We start from the raw sequence: 25346 nt of genomic DNA on the forward strand, positions 1-25346 counted from the left end.
GACTAGCAACGGAGCTGAGCAATGACCACCACCAACCTTCCGCGCGCCGCCTCGTCAGTGGCAGAAACTCCCACAGCCCCCTTCGGAACCGACGTAACCTGGACCAACTGGGGTGGGAACCAAAGCGCGACGCCCGCCTTTACCGTGCGGCCCCGGACGGAACAAGAAGCCCTCGACGCCGTCCGGTTCGCCATCCGCGAAGGCCTGCCGGTGCGGGCGGTCGGCTCAGGGCACTCGTCCTCGCCGCTCGTCCAGACCGGGGGCGTCCTGATGGACATGTCAGGGCTCTCGGCGATCACCGGCACCGACAAGGCCCGGCGCCGCGCCCGGGCACTGGCCGGCACCACCATCAACGCTTTCGGAGATCCGCTCTGGGAGCAGGGGCTGGCCCTCGGCAACCAAGGCGACATCGACAAACAGCAGATTGCGGGGGCCCTCTCCACCAGCACGCACGGATCCGGCAAGGACCTCGGCAGCTTCTCGTCATGCCTGCGCTGGGTGAAGCTGATCAACGGCCATGGCGAAATCGTCGAAATCGGCGAGGGGCAGCTCCGCGAACTCAGGGCCGCCCAGGTTGCCCTGGGAACGCTCGGGGTATTCCTGGAAGTGGAACTCGCGGTTGAGGACAGCTACTACCTGCAAGAACAGATCACGTATCCCACGTGGGCGGAAACCACGGGGGCCTGGCAGTCCGCCATCGACGCGAACAGGCATTACTCATTCCTCTGGTGCCCGGACAACGATTCCTGCGAACTCCTGGACCTCCCCGGCGCGCCTGGGCAGAGCATGGCAAACCGCAGCTACACCAAGCGGTACAACATTGCGCAGATCCAGGATGAGCGCGAAATCTCAGCCACGGAAGGTGCCCGCCTGGACCGCTCGTACCGCATCTACCCGGGCGGATTCACCACCCAGTTCCACGAACTCGAGTACTTCGTCCGCAGCGAGGACGGCCACGCCGCCGTCGAGGCCATCCAGGACCTGATCCGCACTAAGCACCCTGAACAGAAGTACCCCGTTGAGGTCCGCTGGGTGAAAGCCGATGACGCCTACATGTCCCAGTTCCAGGGACGCGACAGCACCGTCGTCACCCTGACCACCGAACCCGGGACCGACTACTGGCAGTTCTTCCGGGACGCCGACGCCGTGCTGCAGGAATTCGAACCACGTGCGCACTGGGGAAAGATCCACTTCATGACCAGGAGCCGCTTGGAGCGGCTGTACCCGGAACTGGACACCTTCATCCAGGTACGGCGCGAGTTCGATCCCCGTGGAATCTTCCTCAACGACCACACACGCGCCCTCGTAGGCTAAATCAGCAATCCCGGTGTATGCCCTTGAGGTGGCCGCCGTCAGCTATTGTCGTCTGCCGGGCCGCGGCCCAGGGCGTAGCTTGGTGGCATGACGGAAAGCCATCGGTACGACGTAGAGGTCCTGCATCTGCTGGTCTCGCCGGCGCACGCCTACTTCGGCCGAGCCCGCGAGGGGGCCGCGGATGTCCCCACCACGGATGCCGAGCGAGCGGAGCTTGTAGCGGGCAAGGGCATCGTCGGGGACCGGTTCTTCGGCAAGGCCGCACACATGGACGCGGCAGTCACGCTGTTTGCCATCGAGTCCCTTGAGGCCATCGCCGCAGAGCTGGGAACGGCGCCGTTTGACCCGCTCCTGACCAGGCGCAACGTTGTGCTCCGCGGCGCCCACCTGGCCCCGCTGCTGGGACACGACTTCGCCCTGGAATCCCAGGGTGACCTGGTGCGGCTCACGGCCGGGCGGCCCGCACACCCCTGTGTCTGGATGGACGAGATGCTCGCCCCGGGCGCACACAAATCAATGCGGGGGCGCGGCGGCGTGCGGTGCCGGGTAATTTCCGACGGCGTCCTGCACCGCGGGCCTGCAGTGCTGGTCAGCCCCGTGCCGCTGGAGCCCGAACTGGCCGGCGAGGCCACGTTGCTGCGGGCGTCGCGGCTGCCCTAGGGTGTCGCCGCCCAGGCGAGAGTGGGCCGCCGGCAGGTCAGACGTGCTGATCCACGAGCACCGGGTTGCCGTCCGGGTCCACAACAATGAAGCTGCCCGGCCCGGTGGTCGCTTCATCGGCCTCGGCAACGAACTCCGCACCCTGGGCCTTGAGTTCCCGCTGGAGGTCGCGCACATCGGTGAAGGAATCCAGCGCTTCGGCGTTCTGGCTCCAGCCCGGGTTGAACGTCAGCATGTTCTTCTCGAACATCCCCTGGAAGAGGCCGATGACGGTCTCGCCGTTCTTGAGGATCAGCCAGTTCTGCGTGATGTCGCCGCCGAAACTCGTGAAGCCCAGTTTCTCGTAAAACGCAGCCGACGCCCCGATGTCCTTGACGGTGAGGCTGATCGAAAAAGCGCCGAGCTGCATGGGTGACTCCACTCTCAAAGGGACGGGTGCTTCCGATGATACTCACAGGCGTCGCCAGGGATCCCCGGCTGACTTTTCGTACTGTTTCCAGATGTATCCCCACGGGATGACGGCGATGATGACCATAACGGATGAGCAGCTGAACAGGAGCTCATCAAGTTTCGCGTCTCCAACGGAATCGAGCGATGCGTCGGCCCGCGAAGACTCCAGCCTGGACAGGAGCGGGGACGGCAGTGGTCCGCCAGCGGCGACGCGGCTGGAGGCTGCCGACTATCGCAACGTCGCCTATTCTTGCGTCGATGAGCAGCCTCTTAGTGTCGGCTTCATACGGAGTCACCGCGAAGACCCCTGTCGCGCAAATCGCCGATGCGGCCAGGAATAGCGTGTGCACGCCCAGGTGTTCGAGCGCATGCCAGGCGTCCGGGCCGCCGGAGGACTGCGTGTCAGGGCTGCACTGGCCGCCGACTCCGATGAGGTTGATGCCAACTCGCCGGGACAGTGCGGGTAGCGAATTGCTAACCACAGTCAACCCATGATCGACCGGCAGCAGCTTTGCCAGCTCAAGGACAGTTGTACCCGAGTACCAGTGCAATGGTCGAGTCCGGTTCGACGTATTGAACGGCTAGCTCGGCAATTCTACGTTTCTCGCTCTGGGCCCTCACAACAACAGCTATGGTGCGGACTTGGCCGCTTGAAGTAATCTCAGCTGTCGTTGTGGACTACGGGATTACCGATGAATGGAAGGCCCGCCTGGAAGGGGCCGGGCCGGGTGATCGTGGTTTCCGCCCCGCACTGGTCGGACGCTCTTCCGGTCAGTTGAGTGCGGCGATGCGGCGGCACGATGCGACCCTCATGCCCTCTTCAGCACCGCGACCCGAATGTTGCGGGGCACAGTTGCCTGGAATGGATCCGCTTGCTCTCACGGCCCCGTGGACGGCCACTTTCAATCCGGAGCAGTGGCCGCCACTGGTGGGGATACCTATCTTCATGCGTGAGGCTTCCGTGCGGTGGAGAGAGCTGCCTCGACGTCGCCGAGCAGTTCCTTCCAGCTGGCCACGAATTTGTCCAGGCCCTCGGACTCAAGCAGTGCCACGACGTCGTCGTATGAAACGCCCATGCTCTTCAGTTCGCCAAGGACTGAGCTGGCATCTTTGAAGTGTGCGGAAATTTGGTCTCCGCCAATGATGCCGTGGTCGAACGTGGCGTCCAGGGTCTTCTCCGGCATCGTGTTCACCACGCCGGGTGCAACGAGCTCGGTGACGTAGAGGGTGTCCGGGTAGGCCGGGTCCTTCACGCCGGTGGAAGCCCACAACGGACGCTGCGGGAGCGCGCCGGCTTCGGCCAGCAGCGCCCAGCGCTCGGTGGCGAACAGCTCTTCATAGATCTCGTAAGCCAGGCGGGCGTTCGCAATCCCGGCCATCCCTTTGAGTGACTGGGCCTGAAGGCTGCCGATGCCGTCGAGGCGCTTGTCGATTTCGGCGTCCACGCGGGAGACGAAGAAGGACGCGACGGAGTGGATCCTGGAGAGGTCGTGGCCGTTGTCCTTGGCCTGCTCCAGGCCGGACTGGAAAGCGTTGATGACCGCGCGGTAGCGCTCAAGGGAGAAGATCAGGGTCACGTTGACGCTGATGCCTTCGGCCAGGGTTGCGGTGATGGCCTCGAGGCCTTCGAGGGTCGCCGGGATCTTGATCAGGACGTTGTCCTTGTTGACCTTCTTATACAGGTGCTTGGCCTCGGCGATGGTGCCGGCGGTGTCCCAGGCCAGGCGGGGGTCCACCTCGATGGAAACACGGCCATCAACCCCCTTGGACGCGGCGGCGACGCGTGCGAACAGGTCGCAGGCGTCGGCGACGTCGGTGGTGGTGATTTCGAAGACCGTCTCTTCCACGGTGGCACCGGCCGCTGCCCGGGCCGCGATGACGGCATCGTAGTCGTGGCCGGTGGTGATGGCGGCGTGGAAAATGGACGGGTTGGTGGTGACACCAACGACGTTCTTCTCGTCGATGAGCTTGCGTAGGGTGCCGGTCTGCAGGCGTCCGCGGGAGAGGTCATCGAGCCAGATCGAGACGCCGGCGTCGGAGAGCTGCTGGGTGGGAGTAGTCATGTCAAAGCTCCTGGGGATATCTGGTGGACTAGCAGCAGCGTCCGATCAGGTTTCCTTGTGGCGCCGCTTGTCATCGTTATGTGTTTTTGTCGGTCTGCCGGGAGCAGATGCTCCCGGCAGACCGGGTCTGGGTGCTGCCGCCTGTCCCGGCGGGCTCGCCGTCTCAGCGGCAGCATTCCTGAGTGCCTTTAGCTCCGTGCGTCGTGGTTTGTCTGGAGGAGCTGCACGAGTGCATCCAGTGCGTCGTCGGCGCCGGTTCCTTCGGCGCGGAGCACGACTGTGGTGCCGTGGGTTGCGCCCAATCCCATGAGTGACAGGATGCTTGAGGCGTCGACGGCTTCGCTGTCCGGGGCGCCTTCGACTGAGATGGTCACTTCGAGGGGGAGGTTGCCGGCTGTTTCGGCGAAGATAGCGGCGGGGCGGGCATGCAGACCCACCCGGCTGGCAATGGTGGCAACGCGTTCTGGCATGGTGAGGGTCCTTCGTGATGGGGTGTTGGCGTCAAAAGGCGCATCCCTTCAGTTTCGTTTCGGTGCGGGGCGGCAGTTAGGCGTTTCCGCGGATTATGGCGCCGTGCGTTGTGCCGGCTCCTTCTGGGCGGCCTCTTTTGCGGCTGCCTTTTCCGCGGCTTCGGCTGCCTTTTCCTCGGCAAGCCAGGCGTCGCGATTGGCGCCGGGGATCCACCCGGTGTTGACGACCCTGAGTTGGAAGATGATGGCGGAAGTGACCAGTGCAACGGCGATCAGGATGGTCAGGACGGCTCCGACTGCGGTGCCGCCCCGGAGGCTGAGGCCGATGAGGGTTCCGAACCAGCCGAAGTCGGCGTCGCCGAAGGTGCTGTTGGAGAACCCCAACTGTCCCAGCACCAGAAGGAGGATGGCGGGGAGGATCGTGATGAGCACACCGTTGACGAAGCCGCCAAGAGCCGCGCCGCGTCGGCCCCCGGTTGCATTGCCGTAGACGCCGGCGCCGCCGCCGGTGAAGAAGTGCGGGACCATGCCGGGAAGGATGAGCGCCAGTCCGAAGACGGGGTTGAGCCAGAGCGCGAGGATACCGAGTGCGAGGAGTCCGCCGGCGAACGAGCTCAGGAAGCCGATCAGTACGGCGTTGGCGCCGAAGGGGAAGACTATGGGGATGTCGAGGGCGGGTTTGGCGCCGGGCACGACTTTTTCGGCGATTCCCTGGAAGGCGGGGACGAGTTCGCCAAGGACGGTGCGGACGCCGTAGAGGATGATGGCAACGCCGACGCCGAACTGGAGGGCCTGGGCGAAGCCTGCCATGACGAAATCGCCGGCGTCGGTGGCGGCGAAGATCGCCAGTGCCTTGTCGAGGGGCAGCGCGATCAGGCCCCAGATGGTGAAGACCATGTAGATGAGAACCATGGAGAGTGATGTGGCGACCATGGAGTCGCGGAGGAATTTGAGTCCCTGCGGGAATTGGATGTCCTCGGCCGATTTGCTGCGTTGTCCGACGGCTTGACCGGTGGTGGCGGCCGCGATGTAGCCGAGGGAACCGAAGTGGCCGATGGCGATGGCGTCGTTTCCGGTGATTTTCTTGGTCCAGGGGTGGAGGAACGCGGGCATGACCACCATGATGACGCCGAGCAGGACTGCGCCGATCAGGACGACGAGCCAGCCCAGGTTTTCCCCGAATCCTACGGAGAGGACGACGGTGATCATGGTGGCCATGAAGACCATGTGGTGCCCGGTCAGGAACACGTATTTCAGCGGGGTGAAGCGTGCCAGAACCAGCATGATCAGGAAGCCGAGGGTCAGTACGTAGGCGCTTTGGGCGCCGAACTGGTCTTGGGCCATGGCGGTGATGACTTCGTTGGTGGGGATGACGCCCTGGGCGCCCGTCACGGCGAGGATGAGTTTGCCGAGCGGGTCCAGGGAGCCGACCACGACGGTGGCTCCGGCGCCGAGGATCAGGAAGCCGACGGCTGCCTTCAGCGCCCCGCCGATGACCTGGCCGGCGTTCCGCCGCAGGGCCATCAGGCCGATGGCGGTAATGATGCCAATGAGGTACGCGGGCACGTTCAGGACTTGTTGTCCGATGAAGTTAAGGATGACGACGAGCCATTCCATGGTGGGTGCTCCTATTCAGGTGTGGCTAGGGGGTCTACAGGACAGCTTCAGTGAGCTTGTCGGTGATTTCGTCGAGATCGAAGAAGTTGTCGATGACGATGACTTTCGCGGGGACGTCTCCGAGTTCGCCGGCGAGTTCTTCGGAGGTGAGGACGATTTGCGCGGTCTGTGCCGCCCCCTTGGCTACTCCGAGGTCTGCTGCTTCAACATCGGCGTCGATTCCGAGCTTTGCGAGGACTTTTTCGGCGTTCATTTTGAGCAGAATTGAAGTGCCAATTCCCATGCCGCACACTGCAACGATTTTCATGGTGGTGCCTTTCATTAAGGTGGATCCGGATGTCTGTGATTGTTGGTTCAGGATCAGGAAGCCGCGGCGGCTTCCGTGAGGATCGTGCGCACTTCGTCGTCCGTGGTGGCTGCCTCCAGACGCGCCCGGACGGCTTTGTCGGAGAGAACGCCGGCCATGGCCTTCAGGACTTCGATGTGGGTGGTGTGGTCGGTGGCCGCGAGTCCGATGACCAGGGTGACCGGATCATTTTTCGGGTGCCCGAACTCGATGGGGGTGACCAGGCTGACCCAGCTGAGTCCGCCGTGGAGGACGGCGTCGGAGGGGCGTGCGTGGGCGAGGGCGATTCCAGGTGCGATGACGATGTAGGGGCCGTGCTCCACGACGGCAGCAATCATTTGGTCCGTGTATGCATCAGTTGTCGCCCCTCCCGCAACGAGGCCGTCGCCGGAAAGGCGGATGGCTTCGCGCCAGTTGTCTGCGGTTGCTTTCGTCGAGATGGAGCAGAGGGATTCAGCGAGGTTCAGGGCCATAAGAGGACTCTTTCTGTGTGTTTTGGGCATGGGTCATCGCGTCGACGGCATGCAGGTGTGAAGGACGGCATGCAGGTGTGAAGGAGGTACGACGGCATGACCCGGCGTGCGCCGGGGTTTAACTGCTGGTGGGGTGGTGTGGTGGCAGCGGGAGGGCTGTTAGATGCCTGTTCCGCCGGAGTCCCGGACGATCAGCCGGGGGGTGAGGCGTACTTCGCGAGGTTCGAGGTCGGGTTCGTGGAGCCGCTGGAACAGCATTTCGGCGGCCAGGGTTCCGAGTTCGTCCACGGGCTGGGCCATGACTGTGAGGCGGGGGTCGAACAGGTCAGCCCAGGGGAAGTCATCGAACGCTACGAGTGCTATGTCATCCGGGACCCGGAGGCCAAGATCGCGCAGGGCACTCATGGCGCCGATGGTCATCTGGTTGTTGGCCGTGATGAGCGCCGTTGGCGGTGATTCCAGTGCCATCAGCGCTTTGATGGCCTGCCCGGCTGGTTCGGCCTCGGAGTGTCCGTCCCGGATGAGTTTCTGGTCCAGTTCGAGTCCGGCCCGTTGTAGGCCGAGGATGTAGCCGTCGAGTCGCTCGATCGTGGTACGGAGTCCGGGCCGTCCGGAGATCATGGCGATCCGGCGATGGCCCCGGTCGGTCAGGTGCCGGACCAGCTCCGCGGTGGGTTCGGTGTTTTCGACACCGATGGCGTCAATGGGCTGCGACGGGTCCAGGTGCTCCGGAACCCGGTCAATCAGGACGGTTGCGATTTTCCGGCGGGAGATCTGGCGCAAGGCCTCCTGCGGGTCCGCCGAGGGGGCAAGGATGATGCCGGCGGGACGGTGTGCGAGGAGGTCCCTGACTGCGCGGAGCTCCCGGTCGGGGTCATCGTGTGTGTCGGCCAGGACCAGGCTGTATCCCAGTTCGGTCAGATGTTTTTCGATGGAGTGGACAACTTCACCGAAATACGGGTTGGACATGGCGGAGATGGCAAGGCCGATGGTGTGTGTTTTGCCGGTGCGGAGGGATTTCGCGATCCCATCGTTGACGTACCCGGTTGCCTCGATGGCTGCGGCGACGGCCTTCTCTGTTTCCGGGGCGATGCGGCGGGTTTTGTTGACGACGTGGGAGACCGTGGTCTGTGAAACGCCTGCGACTTGTGCCACGTCGCTCATGGTCACCATGTGATCTCCTTCCGTCGTCTCCATTGTTCCATCCGCTTTCTGCTCCGGCTGCACGATGCTTGGCCCGGCCGTCATGTTAGGCGGATGATGAGGTCGGCCGAGGGCCGGGTAGTCCGGATGAACTCCGCGTTGGGTTCATCGGACCGGTGTACCCATTCCACCGCTTTGGACAAAGCCTTGCCGAAGTGGACGTGCCGGTCGATGAGTCTGGTCAGGCGGAGCTCGTCAGGGGTTTCCAGGTACCAGACCTCGTCGATTTCTGCCCGGACTGCCTGCCACCGCGGATCGGGTGCCAGGAGGTAGTTCCCTTCCGTGATGACGACCGGAAGGTCACGGGGCACGGCGATGGACGCCGCGATGGGTTCTTCGAGTCCGCGCCGGTAGGCGGGGGCGTAAACCACGTCGTCGTCGCGGGATCTGATCCGCTGAAGAAGTGAACGGTAGCCGCCGACGTCGAAGGTGTCGATGGCGCCTTTACGGTCCAGTTTCGGGGAATCCTTGATGACGTCGTGACCGAGGTGGAAGCCGTCCATGGGCACCACCACTGCGCGATCGATGCCCAGCGCTTCCGCGAGCTGGTCGGCGAAGGTGGACTTGCCGGCACCAGGTGCCCCGCAGAGGCCAAGGATCATTCGTGAACCCGGCGCCAGTTCTCCCAGGATCCGTTGCGCCAGCTCGTTCACGCCGGCCTCCAGGATCTCCGGGAACGGCCGCTGCTTGCTCAGCTCCATGAATGTAGCTCCTTATAGGTTGGTGACTTCGGCTGGCCGGGATGCCCGGCCAGCCGAAGTGGGTATCAGAACGCGAATTCGTTCACGTTCGCGGGGGTCACAATCTTGGCCGGTCCGAGGATGACGGTCTTCTCATCACCCACGGTAAAGGAGCCCAGCGTGCCGGCGTCGAACTTGTCCCCGGCCTTTCCGGTCACGGTGCAGCCGGCGGCAGCCTTGGCGGCGTAGAAGGACAGGTAGCCCAGATCGGTCACGTTCCACCAGATGTCCTGAACGTTGCCGGTCTGGATGTGCTTCTTGATCAGCGACGCCGGCGCCAGTCCGGTGAGCTTGACCTTACCCAAGGCACCGATTTCATCCAGGGCTGTTGCAGCCGCCGGGAGGGAAATCCCGGCGGGGACAATAATGCCCTTGAGGTTGGGGTGGGTGGTGACGAGCTCTTTGGCGCGGTTGGCGCTGACATCTGCCTTCTCTTCGCCGTAGACGACGTCGACGAGTTTCATGCCGCTGAATTTGGCTTCACTGGTGAGCCGCTTTTTGATGTCGGCGATCCAGGCGTTCTGGTTGACCGCCGTCTGCGTGGAGGAAAGGATGGCGAACTCGCCGGTGCCGCCGAGAAGGTCGCTCATGCTGTCCAGCATCCCGGTTCCGAGTTCGTCTGTCTTGGCCTGGTTGATGAACAGGGACCGCGCGTCAGGGGCGACGTCGGAGTCGAAGGTGATGACCTTGATGCCTTGGGCCTGGGCCTTCTTCAGCTCCGCCGCGGCACCGTTGAGGTCACTGCCGGAGATGGCGATGACGTCCACCTTCTGTGAGATCAGCTGCTGGACAAACGGGATCTGGGCAGCACCGGTCGCTTCGCTGGGCGAGGTGTAGACGACCTTGTTGGTGCCGCCGAGTTCGGAGGCTGCCTTCTGGGCGCCGTCCCTGACGGTGGTCATGTACGGGTCATCGCCGAGTTTGGGAATGTAGCCGACGGTGATGTTGTCCTTGGGAGTGCAGCTGCCTCCTCCGGAAGCCGCGGTGCCTCCGGAGGGGGTGCAGGCAGTCAATGCAAGGCTGGCGAGGCTGAGAACGGCAAGGCCCGACAGGGCAGCCCGAGCAGGTGTACGCATGTAAATCTCCTATGATTTCGTGGGGTTGACGCTGGTTATTTGGTGGGTAGAACGATTGCGGCCGGCTCGGAGGCCGGGTTGCCCAGTTGCTGGGCCCGTGTCCTGCGGCTCGCCAGCAAGGCCGAGGTTCGGTTGGCGATGTTTGCCATCAGCAGGGAAACGATGAGGACGAGTCCGACGACGGCCGCCTGGCCGTAGGCGCCGAAGTTCTGCAGCTGGAGCATGCTCCGGATGGCGATCACGACGACCAGGGCCCAGAACACGCCGGTCATTTTTCCCTTGCCGCCCAGGAAGCTCACCCCGCCCAGGAACACGACGGTCACCACGTCCAGTTCGTATCCGATGGCGCCGTCGGGGGCTGCCGAGGAGGTGATGCCGACGTGGATGATGCCGGCGAGGGCCGCGACGAGCCCGGAGGTGACGAACAGCTGGAAGATGATCCGGGATTTCCTGACGCCGGAGTACGAGGCCGTGTCGGGGTTGCCGCCGATGGCGAAAACGCGCCGTCCGAAGGGTGTCTTGTGCAGCACGATGTAGAAGACCGGTGCCAGGAGCAGGAAGGGAACGATGGCTGCGGGGATGTAGGTCCCGAGTATTGAGTCATTGCCCAGCGAGATGATTTCCGGTGGCATGTTGCTGATCGGCGTGCCTCCGACGAGCACGTAGCACAGCCCGCGGAACAGGGCCAGGGTGCCGAGTGTGACCACGAGGGATGGCAGGCCGAGGACTGCGACGAAGAAGCCGTTGAGTGCGCCGCAGGCCAGTCCTACTGCCAGTGCCACGGCGGCGGCGGCCAGTGTTGATCCGCTGGACTGGACGGTCAGGCCGAAAGCAATACCGGCCAGTCCGGCCGTGCTGGCGACGGAGATGTCGATTTCGCGGGCGATGATGAGGAACACCAGGGGCAGAACCATCAGGGCTTTCGCGGCCATGCGGGCCACGGATGATCCCAGGTTGTAACCGTCGGAGAAGCCCGGGGTGGTGATGGCGGCGGTGATGATCAGGGCGATGGCGAAGGCTCCGAGGAGCCCTTCCCAGGACAGGATCAGGGTTTGGAGGCGGTGGGGCCATCCGGTTGTGGTTGTTGTCGACATGGTCAGTGTCCTTTCGCCTTGTTCCGGCGGCTGTGGAGTACGACGTCCACGGAGACGGCGGCAATGATCGCAGCTCCGTAGACTGCCTGCAGGTATTGGTCCGGTACGCCGGCGATGGTCAGGACCTTTCTGATGGCCAGCAATCCCACTGTGCCGATCAAAACTCCGACGACGGTGCCGGACCCGCCGCGGAGGGCGACTCCGCCGACGACGACGCCGGCGATGATGGCTGTCTCCAGGCCGAAGGCCACCTGTCCGTCCACGAAGGGGTAGTAAGAGGCCCACATGGCGCCGACGGCGCCGGCGAGGACCCCTGAGATGGTGAATGCGGTCAGGGTGCGGCGCTTTGCGGGGATTCCGATCAGTTCAGCGCCGGCGGGGTTGGAACCGGCGAAATAGGTTTCGCGGCCCTTGGCGGTCCACCAGAGAATAAATCCGGCGAGGGCGAACACGGCGATGGCGCTGAGTTGAACGGGTGAGATGCCTAGGAGGGGCTCCTTGGTCATGGTGAGCCAGTCGCCTGAAACCTGTTCGGGCTTGACCCGGTCTCCAGAGGAGATGATGCTCAGTACGCCCCGGTACAGAGCCAGTGTTCCAAGTGTCACCACGATGGAGGGGACTCCGCCGTACGCGATGACTGCCCCGTTGATGAGGCCGCACAGCAGTCCAACGGCGAGGGCGACGCCAATGCCCAAAAGGATCGGAGCGTCCGGTACTGCCCGCATGGTCGCGGCGGAGGCGTACGCGGCCAGCCCGAGGGTGGAGGCGACGGATAGGTCGATGTTCCGCGTCAGGATCACCAGCATTTGGCCGATTCCGACGATGCCGAGCATTGCGGAGTAGTCGGCGAGGTCGTGCAGGTTGTCGCCCGAGTAAAAGTTGGTGTTGAGCAGGCTCAATGGCGCCACAACGGCCGCCAATGCCAGCAACAGTCCCAGTTCGCGGCGTCCAAGGGCCTGCCGAATCCAGGAGAGGCTGCGGTCCCACGCCGTATCCGCGGTCCGTTGGGGCCGTGCCGGTCGTGTTTCAGGCGGCTTCTTGCCGGATGCGGGCTCGGCCGCAGTCTTGCCGGTGCTTCGTGTGGAGGCGTGCAGGCCGGTGGCTGCGAGGCCGATGTCGTACTGGTTGGCGTGTTCGCGGTCGAATTCCGCGACGAGGTCTCCGTGTTTCATCACGTAGATCCGGTCGCATGCCCCCAGAAGTTCGGGCATGTCCGAGGAAATCAAAAGAATGGCGATCCCCTGTGCGGAGAGTTCCCGGATGATCCGGTGGACTTCGGCCTTGGCTTGCACGTCGATGCCTTGTGTGGGTTCATCCAGAATCAGCAGCTTCGGTTGGGTCGCCAGCCATTTGGCCAGGACCACTTTCTGCTGGTTGCCGCCCGAGAGGTTGCCGATCGGCTGGTCGTAGCCGGCGAACTTCAGTTTCATCCGCTCCAGAGGGCCCCGCACCATGGCGAGTTCGGCTTTGGTGCTGATCAGGCCCCATTTTGTGGCCTTGCCAACGACGGGCAATGTGGCGTTGTCCAGGATAGTGAAGTCTTCGACGATGCTTTGGCCGCGGCGGTCCTCGGAAACGTACGCGATCCCTTCAGAGATGGCGTGGGCCGCAGATTTGATGGTCTGTTCGTGGCCGTTGATCAGTATTTTGCCGGACGTCGGCCGTTCCATTCCGAAAATGGCACGCGCCACTTCGGTGCGGCCGCTGCCGATGAGCCCGGCCATTCCCACGACTTCGCCTGCGCGGACGCTGAGGTCGATATTTCTAAATTTTCCAGCGGAGGAGAGTCCTTGGAGTTCCAGGACGGTGTCTCCCAGGACGGCTGCAGACCGTTCATAGAGATCGCCCAGCGCCCGGCCGACCATGAGCTTCACGATCTCCTCTTCGGTGACTTCCGATGTCCGGCAGGTGTCAACGAAGGCGCCATCGCGGAGCACCGTTAGGCGGTCCGAAATTCTGAAGATCTCCTCGAGGCGGTGACCGACGAACATCATCGCGACGCCTTGTTCCTTGAGGCGTTCGATGACCTCGAACAGGCGGTCCACTTCGGCGGTGGTCAGGGCCGCGGTCGGTTCATCCAGGATCAGGACCTTCGCTTCGGAGACCAGCGCCCTGGCAATCTCGACGAGCTGCTGCTCGGAGACGCGCAAAGAGCCGACGGGCATCGTCACGGGACGTTCGAGTCCGAGCTGCGCCAGGACCTTTTGAGCCTCGGATTTCATTCTCGGGTGATCCAGCAGGCCCGACCGCGAGCGCAGCGGCTGCCCGGCAAAAACGTTTTCCGCGATGGACAGATCAGCGAAGAGCCCCGGGTGCTGGTGGACGACCGCCACTCCGTGCTTGTGCGCTTCCAGAGCGGTCGAAAAATTGACGTCCTCCCCCGCGATGCGGACGGTCCCGCCGTCGGGGTGGTACACACCGCCGAGCATCTTCACGCAGGTGCTCTTTCCTGCACCGTTTTCGCCCACGAGCGCCAGGACCTCTCCGGTGAACAACTGGAAAGACACATCCGAGACGGCCACAGTCGAGCCAAAGATCTTCGAAACGCCGGATAGTTCGGCCGCCGCCACCGGGCTGTACGCCCCAGGCTCGCGCTTCCCGCCCACGGCGGGAGCGGCATGGTTTGTCCGTGTTACATCCACGATGATGTCCTCCAAGAAATCTCACGGCCGGGCAGGTCGAGAAGCAATCGAATGCGCATTCGTATGCGCGGTGAAGCAATCGTATGCGCCTGTGACTTGAATTACAAGAGACGCGCGATGTTCAGTTCATAAAAGGGGGCCGATGCGCCGCGCCGGAGTCTGGTAGCAGCTTCACTTGACTCCCGAGTCCCCGGGACGACTTGAAAGACAACATGGCATGTCACCAGATGTCCTTGACGCCACTGCACTAGATGTCTTCCAGCCTCCGTCGCGCGGCGCCGGCAAGCGGTGCGAGGAAGGTGCCCCGCCGGAAAACTGACGGAGGCACCTGCGCTTGGGTCCAGGCCTCGGTCAGGAGAGTTGGAGGCCACGGCAAGCGGACGACGGCGGGAGGTCCCGCCGTCGTCCGCTTGGGTTTCATCCCCGCTCTAGCCGTGCGGCCTTGGCGGTCCAGTCACGCTGATGGAGCCGCTCAATGCCGTCCAAAAGGAGATCCAGGGCGAACTCGAACTCAAACTGGTCGTCGCAGCCGCTGCCGACAACCGAGCCGTCATCGTGGCTGGCAGCATTCGCCACTCGCAGGACGTTCGGGTAGCTGGCGGACATTTCCTGGATCATGGCGGCCTGGACTTCCGGTGCCACCGGAGCGGGAGTGTCGCCGTCTGAAGTGGCCGTAGAGTCGAACAGTTCCTGCGTGAAGCCCCACATCCGGCTTCCGATGGCATGCATCACGTGGTGGGTGAGGTCTACGGAGAAGCCCCCGGCGAAGAACATGCCGATGAACGAGTCCATGTAGCCAAGGACGGCGGGGGTCGGGTTGGTGCGGGTTTCCAGGACGCGCCTGGCCCACTGGTGGCGCTGGAGCACCCGCCTCGCGGAGAGCACCCGCAGCCGCACCATGCTCTTCCAGTCAGCACCGGCAAAGGGAGGGTCAATCTCGCCGATGACCACGTCTACCATGCCGTCGAGGAGTTCCTCCTTGTTGGCCACGTGCTTGTAGAGCGCCATGGGTACCACGTCGAGTTCCTGGGCGAGGCGGCGCATGCTCAGCGGGCCGATCCCCACCTCATCGGCGAGGGAGACGGCCGCCTGCAGCACACGATCCCGGTTCAACCGCGCCCGGCGATCCACGGCAACCTGCTGAGTCACTATTCCCTGCCTCCGACGGTACAAACATCTTCCATTGACAAGTGTACTAAGTACACCTAGTCTCAGTCCTATCAGGAAGGTGTACAGTGTACACCTTATGGAAAACCGAGGAGCCACCCCATGAACCCCATCCAGCCGGCGGCCGCATCAGCTGCGGGAGTACGGACCATGAGAGCCGCGACCTACCGCCGGTTCGGCGGGCCGGACGTGGTCCGCGTCGAGGAGATCGCACAGCCCGCTCCGCGCGCCGGAGAGGTGCTCATCAAAGTCATGGCCAGCACGGTCAGCGCCGCCGACCACCGCGTCCGCAGCCGCAATGTCCCCAAGGGACTCGTGGCATTGACGGCCCTGGCCATCGGCGTCTTCCGCCCGCGGACCCGGGTCCTCGGCATGGACGTGGCCGGCGTGGTGGAGTCCATCGGCCCGGGCGTGACCGCCTTTCAGGCCGGCGACGAGGTCATTGCGATGCTCGGGGCAGGGTTCGGCGGCCACGCGGAGTACGTGTCCGTCCCGGCGGACGGGCCCATCGCCGCCAAGCCGCGGAACATGGGCTTTGAGGAGGCCGTCACGCTGCCCTTCGGCGGACTCACGGCGAAAACCTTCCTGGGCATGGCGGCCATCAAGGCCGGCCACACGGTTCTTATCAACGGCGCCTCGGGAGCGGTGGGCACGGCCGCCATCCAGCTGGCCAAGCACCTCGGCGCCCACGTCACCGCTGTGAGCAGCGGGGCCAACAGGGATCTGGTGGAATCGCTCGGCGCGGACAGCTTCATCGACTACACCGCGGCGGATTTCACCGCAGACGGCACAACGTACGACGTCGTTATGGACTGCGTGGGGAACGCCCCGTTCGCGAGGGTGCAAGGGAGCATCACCCTGGGAGGTGCCTTGCTTCTGGTCATCGCCGATCTCAAAGGCATGCTCCGCGCGCGGGGACAGAGCCGCCGGAGCGGCAAGCTGGTCACCTTTGGCGGCCTCAAGCTCACCTACACCGCCGACGACGTGGCCTACCTCGTGGGCCTCGCGGAGGAAGGCAAGTATCGGGCTGTCATCGACCGGACCTACAACCTCGCCGACGTCGTTGAGGCCCACCGCTTCGTGGACACCGGACGGAAACGGGGCAATGTGGTCCTGCGCGTCCACCAGCTCGAAGTCCAAGCCGGTGGCTGAGCCTGGGGCCACGACCGCAGGGTTCCCTGGCCGAGCTTGCGAGGTTAGGGAGCGGGTGGGGAGCGAAACCGCGTCTCGACAGGCTCAACCACCAGCATCCCGCCGTCGTCCGCCCTCAGTTCAGGAACCCGCCTAGGACTTTTTTGTGGCCTTGGCCGGAGCCTTTGCAGGAGCCTTGGCCTTGGGCTCTTTGGGGTTATCTGCGTCCTTAAGCTCCACCTCGGCGGTGGCCTGGATCAAGGCGAGCAGGTCGGGATCGAGCCCTGGCGAGAACTCCTCGCGGCGTTCCGGTGAGATGGTCATGGGGAAGCCTTCGGGCATAACGTCGGTGCTGAGCTCGGTGCCGTCGTTGGAGGGAGAGGCTCCACGGTAGAGCTTTCCGGCCTCGCTGAGGTTGTCTGCGCTGAACGTGTACTGGATGCTCTGCAGCCCGAGGTCCAGCAGCTTCTTGACCTCGGGGAACTGCTCGGCATTGGTCTTGGGGATGGGCAGCACCTTGCCCCAGTTCACGCCCAGGCTTTCCAGCGCCTTAGCGAAGGCGTTCTCGTGGGCCTGGTCCCGGACAATGAGGTACGCGATGGTGGACCGCGCCGTTTTGTTCTCCGTCATCTCGTAGATCCGGCACTTCTGCAGCCGGCCGGTGGATTCCAGCATGAGGTTGTACAGCAGGTCCAGGACAAGATTGCCGCTGTTGTAGACGTAGGATCCGCTCCAGGGGTTGCCCGCGGCGTCCACCGGCAATGCACCCTGCGCCCCCACCAGATAGTGGTGGATGTTGCTGGTGTCCAAGGCTATTTTCAGGGGGGTGGCACCTTTGGCCCCCGGCTCGTCCACGGGGTCGGTCTTCTTGCCCTGATACCGCGGAGATCCATCCAGGAGCTGGGAGATGGTGGTGCCGATGAGCTCGACGTGGCTGATCTCTTCAGTGCCGACGCCCTGGAGTAAGTCCTTGTAGGGCTTGGAGGCAGGATCACCACGGAAGTTCATGCTCTGAAAGAGGTACTGCATCATGGTGCGCATCTCGCCGAACTGCCCGCCAAGACCCTCCTGCAGCGCGTTGGCTGCAGCAGGATCGGGCTCATCGGCGGCTATCTCGTTGATCAAAAGCTGTGTATGCAGGTACATGGGCTTCCTCACTTATTGAAATGACGACGGGCTGTTGTCTGCGGTCCGCGGCACTACCATAAGCGCGCTTTGTATAATTGGCAAGCATACTTATTATTTTGAGCATGAGTGAAGGCCAGGCAGCTCCGGACTGCGGCGGTCAATCGTCGTTATGGTCAACAGCGGCAACGTCCCCGCTATCCACCGGGCCCGCCTCTTCGACCTCAGGCACCGCGTCGGGGTGCGGATCGTCTTTATGGAGGGCTTCCTGGAGGTGCTGCTCCAATTTTTCTTCCGACTCCCGGCGGCGTTGGCCTACGGTCCGCATTTGTTGCGTTGTTGGAGCGGCGTGGGCGTGCTGGTGTGGGCCGTGATCCTGAGGACCATCAGCGCTTTTCTCACTCATACTCAAATCGTCCCACCGTGCGTCAGTGTCGGGAAGGGCGCCGCTTCATGTGCAAGGTGCACGCTGCACTTGGGCACCCGTCAGACGGTGGAGTGGAGGAACCGTTCCACGCCGTCCTCTCCCAGAGACAGGCCGGTGTGAACAAAATCCAGATCGCCGCGACCTTCACTCCGCGTGGGGAGCCAGTGCCCGCTCCTGCGCGGATCCGATTTCGTTTCTGTAGGCCAGTGTGGTGGTTCCCAGTCCTGGTGTTCACTTTTGTAGTGCCGGCCAGTGGGCGATATCCAGCCAGGTGGTTCGGTCATGCTGGCTTCTGTCGGTTTCCAGGTGCTGGTGTGTCTCAGGCGGTGATGCTTGGGGCAGGGCTGACCCAAATTCGATACGCCGGTGGTTCCGCCCTTATTCCAGGCGAGGAGATGATCTGCTTCGTTGTCCAGGGAGTGGTTGGAACAGCCCGGGAAGGGGCATTTGCCGTCGCGCAGCCGGAGCCAGTTCCGCATGGCCTTGGTGAGACGGTAGTTGTCGCGGCCGATCTCCAGCGGCGCCCCGCCCCGCGGATCAACCAGGACCCGGTAGAACGAATCGGCCCCGTTCGCCACAAGGTCCCTGGCCATCGACGCCGGGATCGGACCGAAGCCGTCAAGCATGGCCGTTTCCTCTGTGGCGCCGAGCAGGGAAAACACCGGCACCGTCACGAGGACATGAGCCCGCGGTGGCGGAACCTGCCTTGGATCGTGTTCTGCCGGGTTCCCGCTGCCGAGGAGGGCGCTGGCGAAGACGTTGGCGCGGAGCTGCGTGAGGGTCATGGGCTCATCTGGTCCCTGCAGTCCGCGGGCGATCGCAGTGGTCCGGTTCCAGATCCCGGCTGCCTGGTCCGCGGGGAGGTAGGCCGAAAGCCAGGCCATCCCGTCCTGATCCGGGGCGTACTCGACCCGGCGATCGAGGACACCCTTGGCGTGCCGCTTCTCGATGCTTTCCGTGTGGTGGCGTTCGCGCCAGGTACGTGCCATGTGACGGAACCGGAACGCCGGCATTTCTCCTGTGGGACAACCGCGGACCGGGTTCGGCGCATCAGGGTCTAAAAAGTGGGCTTCCAGAGCCGCGGCACCGGACGGGTCGAGGGTTGCGGCTTCATCCACCATGACCCGCGCGTGCTGCCACGAAATGACGCCGCTCTGCAGAGCGGACAGGGTCAGCGGCAGTGAAGTCGTCAGCGTGTGGGACTGGTTCAGTAGCGCCCCCGCAGCCCGGTCACCGATGGTCAGGGCGCAGGCGACCTCCGCGGTCACCGCCATCTCCTGCGCCTGGGCCGATGCACCCGGTGAAGCCACAGCTTGGGCCGTGTCCGCATATTTCACGGCAGCCCGGGCCTTCAATCCCGCCAACCGCGCTTCCACACCCGCCGCGCCGGAAAGAATGTCCAGGCACGTATCGCCCAGGCCACGCAACGGATCAGCCTCCGATGACACTGCGGAACCAGACCCGCTTAGTACGGAATCGAGCACAGAAACGGCGGCGATGATGTCCTCGTATGCCTTCGCCACCGCTGCGTTTCCCATGTCTCCATCATCTAGTGAGGGTCTGACATTTAAGCGGAGAGGGATTTCGGGTATGTGGCCAAACGGGAGCGGGACCTTGGACTGAGTCACCGCGTGTCGGGATGCCGGCGCGCGACACGTGAAAGTATTCAGGTATGACTACCGATAATGATGCTGCCAACACTCCGGCGCCAATGGACTCACCCGGCACCGACGCCTCGACCGAAGCCAGCCGCGGTTGGGACCACATAGGCGCCATCATTGTCGATGCCACGCTCCAGCGCCGCCAGAACTACAACGAAACCGTCAAGCCTCGCGTCGAAGCGCTGGTCGCGGAATGGCCCGATGCCGCCACAACGAGCGGATTCCGGCAGCACCTGGATACGGGGAAGCTCTCGGAGGTTATCGACTGGCCGTCGCCTGGCCGCCTGGCCCAGGTAGAGGACATCACGCGGGTGTTCGAGCGTGAGGGCATCGAAACTGTAGCGGAACTCCGCGGCACGCTCGAGGATCACACCAAGGGTGCCGCTCTTCGGGAAGCCCTGGCAGAGGTGCGGCACGTCAGTCCCAAAACGCTGGATTACATTGGCACGCTGAGCGGGATCTCAACACCTCAACCCAGGTAGGGGCCGCCTCCGCATCCTGGCGAGCTGAAGCGTGCAAACGCGAGGAACACCTTGGTTGGCAAGCGGTTGACGCAAATTCATTGTGTTCTGACATTCCTGCGCTACGGTGAGCAGCACCATCAGTTTTTCAAGGGGGAAAAATGGAGTTTGCAGAAAAGCTCTCGGCGTTGGCAGCAAAGGTGCGCCAGCAGCGCGGAGTAATCCAGACCGAAGAGGCAACAAAGAATGCGTTTGTGATGCCCTTTATTTCAACGATTCTTGGCTACGACGTCTTCAACCCAATGGAAGTCGTGCCGGAGTTTATCGCCGATGTCGGCCTGAAAAAGGGCGAGAAGATCGATTATGCGATCGTCAAAGACGGCGATGTCCAGATCCTCATCGAGTGCAAGAAGTCCACGGAGCCGGTGAAAATCGAGCACGCGTCACAGCTCTTCCGCTACTTCGCCGTGACGAACGCGCGGATCGCGATCCTCACCAATGGCGAGGTGTACCAATTCTTCACGGACCTCGATGCTCCGAACCGGATGGACGCGAAGCCGTTCCTGGTCCTGGACCTCACAGACATCGATGAGTCCTTGATCCCGGAGCTGCAGAAGTTATCCAAGGACGTCTTCGACCTCGATTCGATCATCAATGCCGCCGGTGAACTGAAGTACATCGGCGAGTTGAAACGGACCCTGGCGGCGCAGTTCAAGGAACCAGAGGACGAATGGATCAAGTTCCTCACGGGCCGCGTCTATCCCGGCGCGTACACGCAGAAGGTGCGTGAGCAGTTCACGGCGCTGGTGACCAAAGCTTCCAAGCAGTTCCTCAACGACCAAGTGAACGAGCGTCTGAAGAAAGCCCTCGGAGCCCCTGGCTTCCCGCAGACTGAGGACGCGGCCGCAAGTGTCACGAGCGCACCGGTCGCCGAAGCCGACCTGGCGGACGCTGAAGCCCTGGAGACGACCCTCGAGGAAATCGAGGGTTACCAAATCGTCCGCGCCATCGTCTGCAGCGAGGTCAAGCCGGCCCGCGTGGTCCAGCGCGATGCCAAGTCCTACTTCGCCGTGCTGCTGGACGATAACAACCGCAAACCGATCGCGCGCCTGCACTTCAACCGGACACAGAAATACATCGGGATCTTCGACGACAACAAGGAAGAAACCCGCGTCCCTATTTCCTCACTCGAAGAGATCTACGAGCACACCGAAGCCCTACGCGCCAGTGTGAAGAGTTATCTGAGCGCGCCCTCAGTCAATTGAGCGGCAACGCGAGGCTGCGATAAACAGGACAAGCGGACGACGGCGGGACCTCCCGCCGTCGTCCGCTTGCTTTTGGTGCCGTTCCCTACGTGGTGCGTTGCCCACCTTGTCAGGCTGCCAGACTGGTCAGGCGGCCAGCGGCACGTCGAAAAGCTGCTCGGCTAGCCGGATGAGGTGCCCGGGCGCATCGGATTCATACCCGCGGCGTCCGTTCCCGAGGAACACGGCGGTCCCGTGGAGCGTGTCGTCGAGATAGACGCCTGCTTCGCGGATGAGCACTTCAGCCCGCGCGTTCTGGGGTAGGCGGTTTCCCTCGTCGTTCAAGTAGACATGCCAGTCTCTGCTGGTGATGGATTCGACGTTTCCTGCAACCAGTTTCTGTAGGGCTGCCATGACCGTGTCCACGGTTTCGATGCGCACCGGTTGAGTGAGGTGCGCCGGGACGATCAGGGCGTTGTAGGTGGTGTTCATGGGTGTTGTCCTTGCAACTGAAACGAATGGCGTGGGGTCGCAGTGGTGGCGGGCAGCCGAACAGGGGCTAGGAGTCTCGCATTCGGCTGCCCGCAGTTTATTTAGCGCTGGTTTTTGCGCGGCTTTGCGAACAGAGTTTCACTGGTTTCGTTTTTGGCTTTTTTGTCGGCTCTCTTTTCGAGAATTGACTTTCCTGCTTTTTTGGCACTGACGCTCTTGGGCGATTTTCCTGAAATTGGAATCACACCTTTCTTTTCTTTGTGTCTACCCGATACCATACACACTTATATTTTTATTGCCAGTTTCCAGAAAAAGCACCATAAAGTGATGAAAGTGGACCCCGTGTGGCACGCACACCCGCCCAGGGTGCCCCAGCAGACGCCCCCTGCTGCGGAAGATGGCTGTGGTCACCGCTTTTCGGACTCCCGGAATAAAACTCCGGGGGAAATGTAGATTTCCTCACTTGGCCGGGCATCGACTTTTTAAGTTTGCCGTCCAGGGTTTCGCTTTATAAACGCGCAGAGGCCTCGTGCGGGGACCACACCGTTTCCTGCTGCAGTTCAGAACATTAGTCACCGCTGGAGAAATTTCACGCCGGAAAAGTGCGCAACCGTCGGCCGGCAGGGATTTGTAAACGCCGGCTACACGGCACCCGTCAACTGCCCCCTGCGGAGGGGCGAGTGGATTCGGATGCGGCCACCGTCTAGCGTGAGTTCCATGTCAGCGTCCGATGCCTCTGCGAAGTCCAGCAGCAACCCCTTGCTTGTCCTGGGAAAGATCACCTCGATCCTCGATGCGTTCTCCCTCTCCAGGCCGGTTTTGTCGCTGAGCGATATCCGCGAGCACACAGGAATGCCGACGTCCACGGTGCAGCGGCTGGTCACGAACCTGACCTCGCAGGGCTTCCTTGACCGCGAGGAAGATGCCTACCGCATCGGCATGCGCATGGCCTTCTGGGCAGCCCCGGCAACCCGCGGAATGGAAGTCGTGGACATCCTGAGCCCATTGCTCAAGACCTTGCGGGACGCCACGGGTGAGACCACGTGTTTCTTCAAATCGGAGCAGCATAACCGCGTGTGCGTGGCCATGGCGGAAACCCGGCATGCGCTGCGCCGCGAGATGCACCTGGGCAAGATTGCCCCGCTGCATGCGGGTTCGGCCGGGCGGGTCCTGCTGGCGTGGGATCCGGAGCTCATGGACGCCGTGCTGCACGATCCCCTGACACCAATCACCGAATCCACTATCACCACTACCGAGGACCTGATGGTAGCGGTCAAACAGACCCACAGGGACGGGTTCGCGATCACCGTGGGCGAACGTGAAGACGGAGCGTCCGGTCTTTCCGCCCCGGTCTTCGACTCGGCCGCCGGATTGGTGGGGGCTGTGACCATCAGCGGGCCCACCCTCCGGATGCCGCTGGAGACCTGCCAAGAATGGGTGGAACCCCTGCTCAACACGGCGGAGAACATGACCAGAATGATCGGTGGCCGGTTTCCTGGCGAGTCCTAGGCCCCTGCAGGAGACTCAGAGCTACAGCGCAGCAATCGCCTGTCCGGCAGCCCGCATCGCGGCAGCGTCGGTGGCGATGAGGATCTGCGCGAAGTTCTGCGCGTAGCTCCCCAGGTCTTCTGCCACGGAACCCACCACGGCCACCACGGGTACTGGCCGGCCGGAATTGCGCACCCGTTCCAGTATCGCGGAGATGATCTTGCCCTCTCCGGTTTGTGAATCCAGGCGCCCCTCGCCCACCACGACGGCGTCAGCAGACGTGAGCAGCGCGTCGAAGCCCGCCGCGTCGAGGACTGCGTCCGCACCGGACACCAGGTCGGCCCCAAAGTGCGCCCACAACCCGCCGGACAGGCCTCCCGCCGCGCCGGTCCGCGGCACGCCGGCCGGGTTGCGAGGATAGGAATCGGCCAGCTCAGCCAACCGGGCTTCCAGCACTTTGATCGCCTCAGGATCGGCACCCTTCTGCGGCCCGAAGACGCGTGGCGCGTCCAGGAAGCCGGTGGTGACGTCGGACAGGACAGTGATCCGGGCACTCCCAAGGCCTCCACTTTCGGTGATCGCCCGCACTGCCCCGGCCCCGCCGTCGGTCGTCGCGGAACCGCCTGCCGCCACCAGGATGTGGGCGGCCCCAGCAGCGACAGCGGCCGCAATGAGCATGCCGGTTCCGTACGTACTGGCTGACAAGGCGTCCTCGGGGCTGAGCCGCGCTGCGGTGAGACCGCTCGCCTGGGCCACCTCGACGACGGCGGTCCCGTCGGCCGCCAGCCCGATGGTCGCCTGCAGCGGCTCACCCCAGGAATTGACGACGTCGACACTCACCGGCGACGTCCGAAGGCTGCGGCACAGTGCGTCGAAGGTGCCTTCCCCGCCGTCGGCTACGGGCAGTTGGGTAGCCCGGCGTCCGCCGTCATGCACGCCGGCGGCGATGGCCGCCGCGACCTCGGCCGCGGTGTACGTCCCCTTGAAGCTGTCCGGGGCAACGAGGATCGTCATGCCCTGGCGATGGTGTTGACGGCATGGAGCGGCAACCGGTCCTCGGCGATGGCGATGGCGTTGAGCGCGCTGAGCCGTGCCATTTCGCTGCGGACGCGGACGGTGGCGCTGCCGACGTGCGGCAGCAGCACTGTGTTGGGGAGCTCGGCGAGCCCGGGTGCCAGGCGCGGTTCGTCCTCGAACACGTCCAGGCCGGCACCGGCAATCACGCCGGTGCGGAGGGCTTCCACCAGGGCCGCCTCATCCACCACCGGCCCCCGTGCGGTGTTGATCAGGATGGCATCCGGCTTCATCCGCGCCAGCACTCCGGCGTCCACGAGGTGCCGGGTCTGATCGTTCAGCGGAACATGCAGGGACAGGATGTCACTGCGTTCCACGAGCTCAGTCCAGGGCACTTGCCGCACCTTGCCGGCGAACTCACCGAGTTCCTCGTCGCTGACGGGACGGTCTCCCGGCGGCCGCGGCGAGAAGACCACGTCCATGCCAAAGCCCAGGGCACGGCGGGCGGTGGCGCGGGCGATCCGGCCAAACCCGGCCAGGCCCAGCACGGCGCCGGAGACGTCCCGGCCCAGCAGGAGCTCAGGTTCCCAACCGAGGAATTTGCCGTCGCGGACCAGCCGGTCAGCCTCCACCACGCGGCGGGCCGCGCCGAGGATGAGCAGCATGGCAATATCAGCCGTCGCGTCCGTCAGGACACCTGGCGTATTGCCCACCAGGATGCCGTGCCGGGTGGCGGCATCGACGTCGATGTTGTTGTAGCCGACCGCGTAGTTCGAGACACCCTTCAGGCGCGCACTAGCCAGCAGGGGCGCATCAATGACGTCGCGCAGCTGGGTTAAAACAACGTCATAGTCCCCCGAAGCGCACAGCGCCGCCAAGGTCCGGTAATCCGGAGGTTCGGGCAGGACGTTGACGCGGCCGGCGTTGGACAGGAGTTGAAGACCGGGATCCGGGATGGCCGTGGTGACCAGGAAATGGCTCCCCATAG

25 protein-coding genes are annotated in these 25346 nt (G+C 63.6%); 6 read left to right on the forward strand and 19 right to left on the reverse strand.

Annotated features, from left to right (window positions below; translation table 11 throughout):
• Window positions 1-21: 21 nt before the first annotated feature.
• Both ACZY1F_RS02525 and ACZY1F_RS02530 read left to right on the forward strand, forming a co-directional pair.
• Entirely contained in the window at window positions 22-1314 is a 1293-nt protein-coding gene (locus ACZY1F_RS02525) for a D-arabinono-1,4-lactone oxidase (RefSeq protein ID WP_463940086.1), read from the forward strand.
• Between the two features lie 87 nt (window positions 1315-1401).
• Window positions 1402-1974 (forward strand): MOSC domain-containing protein, encoded by a 573-nt coding sequence (locus ACZY1F_RS02530; RefSeq protein WP_463940087.1) that lies wholly within the window; start codon window positions 1402-1404, stop codon window positions 1972-1974.
• Window positions 1975-2011: 37 nt separating this feature from the next.
• On the opposite strand, the gene ACZY1F_RS02535 is transcribed toward ACZY1F_RS02530, so the two are convergent.
• The 13 genes from ACZY1F_RS02535 to ACZY1F_RS02595 form a co-directional block, all read right to left on the reverse strand.
• Window positions 2012-2383 (reverse strand): VOC family protein, encoded by a 372-nt coding sequence (locus tag ACZY1F_RS02535; protein WP_463940088.1) that lies wholly within the window; start codon window positions 2381-2383, stop codon window positions 2012-2014.
• 154 nt (window positions 2384-2537) lie between these two features.
• A complete protein-coding gene (locus ACZY1F_RS02540) occupies window positions 2538-2906 on the reverse strand; it encodes a sugar phosphate isomerase family (protein ID WP_463940089.1) in 369 nt (122 codons plus the stop codon).
• A gap of 462 nt (window positions 2907-3368) precedes the next feature.
• Window positions 3369-4487 carry a transaldolase gene (gene tal / locus ACZY1F_RS02545; RefSeq protein WP_463940090.1) on the reverse strand — a complete coding sequence of 373 codons (1119 nt, stop codon included), beginning with the start codon at window positions 4485-4487 and terminating at the stop codon, window positions 3369-3371.
• 188 nt (window positions 4488-4675) lie between these two features.
• A complete protein-coding gene (locus tag ACZY1F_RS02550; RefSeq protein ID WP_463940091.1) occupies window positions 4676-4957 on the reverse strand; it encodes an HPr family phosphocarrier protein in 282 nt (93 codons plus the stop codon).
• Between the two features lie 93 nt (window positions 4958-5050).
• A complete protein-coding gene (ulaA, locus tag ACZY1F_RS02555) occupies window positions 5051-6574 on the reverse strand; it encodes a PTS ascorbate transporter subunit IIC (protein ID WP_463940092.1) in 1524 nt (507 codons plus the stop codon).
• 34 nt (window positions 6575-6608) lie between these two features.
• On the reverse strand, window positions 6609-6881 hold the full coding sequence (locus ACZY1F_RS02560; RefSeq protein WP_463940093.1) for a PTS sugar transporter subunit IIB: 273 nt from the start codon (window positions 6879-6881) through the stop codon (window positions 6609-6611).
• Window positions 6882-6934: 53 nt separating this feature from the next.
• Window positions 6935-7393, reverse strand: coding sequence for a PTS sugar transporter subunit IIA (locus tag ACZY1F_RS02565; RefSeq protein ID WP_463940094.1), 459 nt, complete (start codon window positions 7391-7393; stop codon window positions 6935-6937).
• A gap of 159 nt (window positions 7394-7552) precedes the next feature.
• Window positions 7553-8566 (reverse strand): LacI family DNA-binding transcriptional regulator, encoded by a 1014-nt coding sequence (locus ACZY1F_RS02570; RefSeq protein WP_463940095.1) that lies wholly within the window; start codon window positions 8564-8566, stop codon window positions 7553-7555.
• 71 nt (window positions 8567-8637) lie between these two features.
• A complete protein-coding gene (locus ACZY1F_RS02575; protein WP_463940096.1) occupies window positions 8638-9297 on the reverse strand; it encodes a nucleoside/nucleotide kinase family protein in 660 nt (219 codons plus the stop codon).
• Between the two features lie 65 nt (window positions 9298-9362).
• Window positions 9363-10412 carry a rhamnose ABC transporter substrate-binding protein gene (locus tag ACZY1F_RS02580; protein ID WP_463940097.1) on the reverse strand — a complete coding sequence of 350 codons (1050 nt, stop codon included), beginning with the start codon at window positions 10410-10412 and terminating at the stop codon, window positions 9363-9365.
• A gap of 35 nt (window positions 10413-10447) precedes the next feature.
• Complete coding sequence (locus ACZY1F_RS02585) at window positions 10448-11506, reverse strand: ABC transporter permease (RefSeq protein WP_463940098.1); 1059 nt, start codon at window positions 11504-11506, stop codon at window positions 10448-10450.
• A gap of 2 nt (window positions 11507-11508) precedes the next feature.
• Complete coding sequence (locus ACZY1F_RS02590) at window positions 11509-14148, reverse strand: ATP-binding cassette domain-containing protein (RefSeq protein ID WP_463940099.1); 2640 nt, start codon at window positions 14146-14148, stop codon at window positions 11509-11511.
• 417 nt (window positions 14149-14565) lie between these two features.
• Window positions 14566-15297 (reverse strand): TetR/AcrR family transcriptional regulator C-terminal domain-containing protein, encoded by a 732-nt coding sequence (locus ACZY1F_RS02595; protein ID WP_463940100.1) that lies wholly within the window; start codon window positions 15295-15297, stop codon window positions 14566-14568.
• A gap of 120 nt (window positions 15298-15417) precedes the next feature.
• Here ACZY1F_RS02595 and ACZY1F_RS02600 point away from each other — a divergent pair, with 120 nt between their 5' ends.
• On the forward strand, window positions 15418-16467 hold the full coding sequence (locus ACZY1F_RS02600) for an NAD(P)-dependent alcohol dehydrogenase (protein WP_463940101.1): 1050 nt from the start codon (window positions 15418-15420) through the stop codon (window positions 16465-16467).
• 132 nt (window positions 16468-16599) lie between these two features.
• On the opposite strand, the gene ACZY1F_RS02605 is transcribed toward ACZY1F_RS02600, so the two are convergent.
• From ACZY1F_RS02605 to ACZY1F_RS02615, 3 genes are all read right to left on the reverse strand, one after another.
• Window positions 16600-17592 (reverse strand): manganese catalase family protein, encoded by a 993-nt coding sequence (locus ACZY1F_RS02605; protein WP_463940102.1) that lies wholly within the window; start codon window positions 17590-17592, stop codon window positions 16600-16602.
• A 139-nt stretch (window positions 17593-17731) separates the two neighbouring features.
• A complete protein-coding gene (locus ACZY1F_RS02610) occupies window positions 17732-17899 on the reverse strand; it encodes a hypothetical protein (RefSeq protein WP_463940103.1) in 168 nt (55 codons plus the stop codon).
• 158 nt (window positions 17900-18057) lie between these two features.
• On the reverse strand, window positions 18058-19536 hold the full coding sequence (locus tag ACZY1F_RS02615) for an HNH endonuclease signature motif containing protein (protein WP_463940104.1): 1479 nt from the start codon (window positions 19534-19536) through the stop codon (window positions 18058-18060).
• Window positions 19537-19670: 134 nt separating this feature from the next.
• Here ACZY1F_RS02615 and ACZY1F_RS02620 point away from each other — a divergent pair, with 134 nt between their 5' ends.
• Complete coding sequence (locus ACZY1F_RS02620) at window positions 19671-20141, forward strand: hypothetical protein (RefSeq protein ID WP_463940105.1); 471 nt, start codon at window positions 19671-19673, stop codon at window positions 20139-20141.
• A 140-nt stretch (window positions 20142-20281) separates the two neighbouring features.
• On the forward strand, window positions 20282-21385 hold the full coding sequence (locus ACZY1F_RS02625; protein WP_463940106.1) for a type I restriction endonuclease: 1104 nt from the start codon (window positions 20282-20284) through the stop codon (window positions 21383-21385).
• Window positions 21386-21511: 126 nt separating this feature from the next.
• Here ACZY1F_RS02625 and ACZY1F_RS02630 read toward each other — a convergent pair whose 3' ends face one another.
• Window positions 21512-21856 carry a DUF3846 domain-containing protein gene (locus tag ACZY1F_RS02630; RefSeq protein WP_463940107.1) on the reverse strand — a complete coding sequence of 115 codons (345 nt, stop codon included), beginning with the start codon at window positions 21854-21856 and terminating at the stop codon, window positions 21512-21514.
• 717 nt (window positions 21857-22573) lie between these two features.
• On the opposite strand from ACZY1F_RS02630, the gene ACZY1F_RS02635 reads away from it, so the two are divergent.
• Window positions 22574-23365 (forward strand): IclR family transcriptional regulator, encoded by a 792-nt coding sequence (locus tag ACZY1F_RS02635; RefSeq protein WP_463940108.1) that lies wholly within the window; start codon window positions 22574-22576, stop codon window positions 23363-23365.
• A gap of 21 nt (window positions 23366-23386) precedes the next feature.
• Here ACZY1F_RS02635 and ACZY1F_RS02640 read toward each other — a convergent pair whose 3' ends face one another.
• Both ACZY1F_RS02640 and ACZY1F_RS02645 read right to left on the reverse strand, forming a co-directional pair.
• Complete coding sequence (locus ACZY1F_RS02640) at window positions 23387-24358, reverse strand: glycerate kinase (RefSeq protein ID WP_463940109.1); 972 nt, start codon at window positions 24356-24358, stop codon at window positions 23387-23389.
• Entirely contained in the window at window positions 24355-25344 is a 990-nt protein-coding gene (locus tag ACZY1F_RS02645) for a 2-hydroxyacid dehydrogenase (RefSeq protein WP_463940110.1), read from the reverse strand. Before ACZY1F_RS02645 ends, ACZY1F_RS02640 begins: the two co-directional genes overlap by 4 nt.
• Between the last annotated feature and the right edge of the window lie 2 nt (window positions 25345-25346).

The sequence above is a fragment of the Pseudarthrobacter xylosi genome (assembly GCF_055412765.1).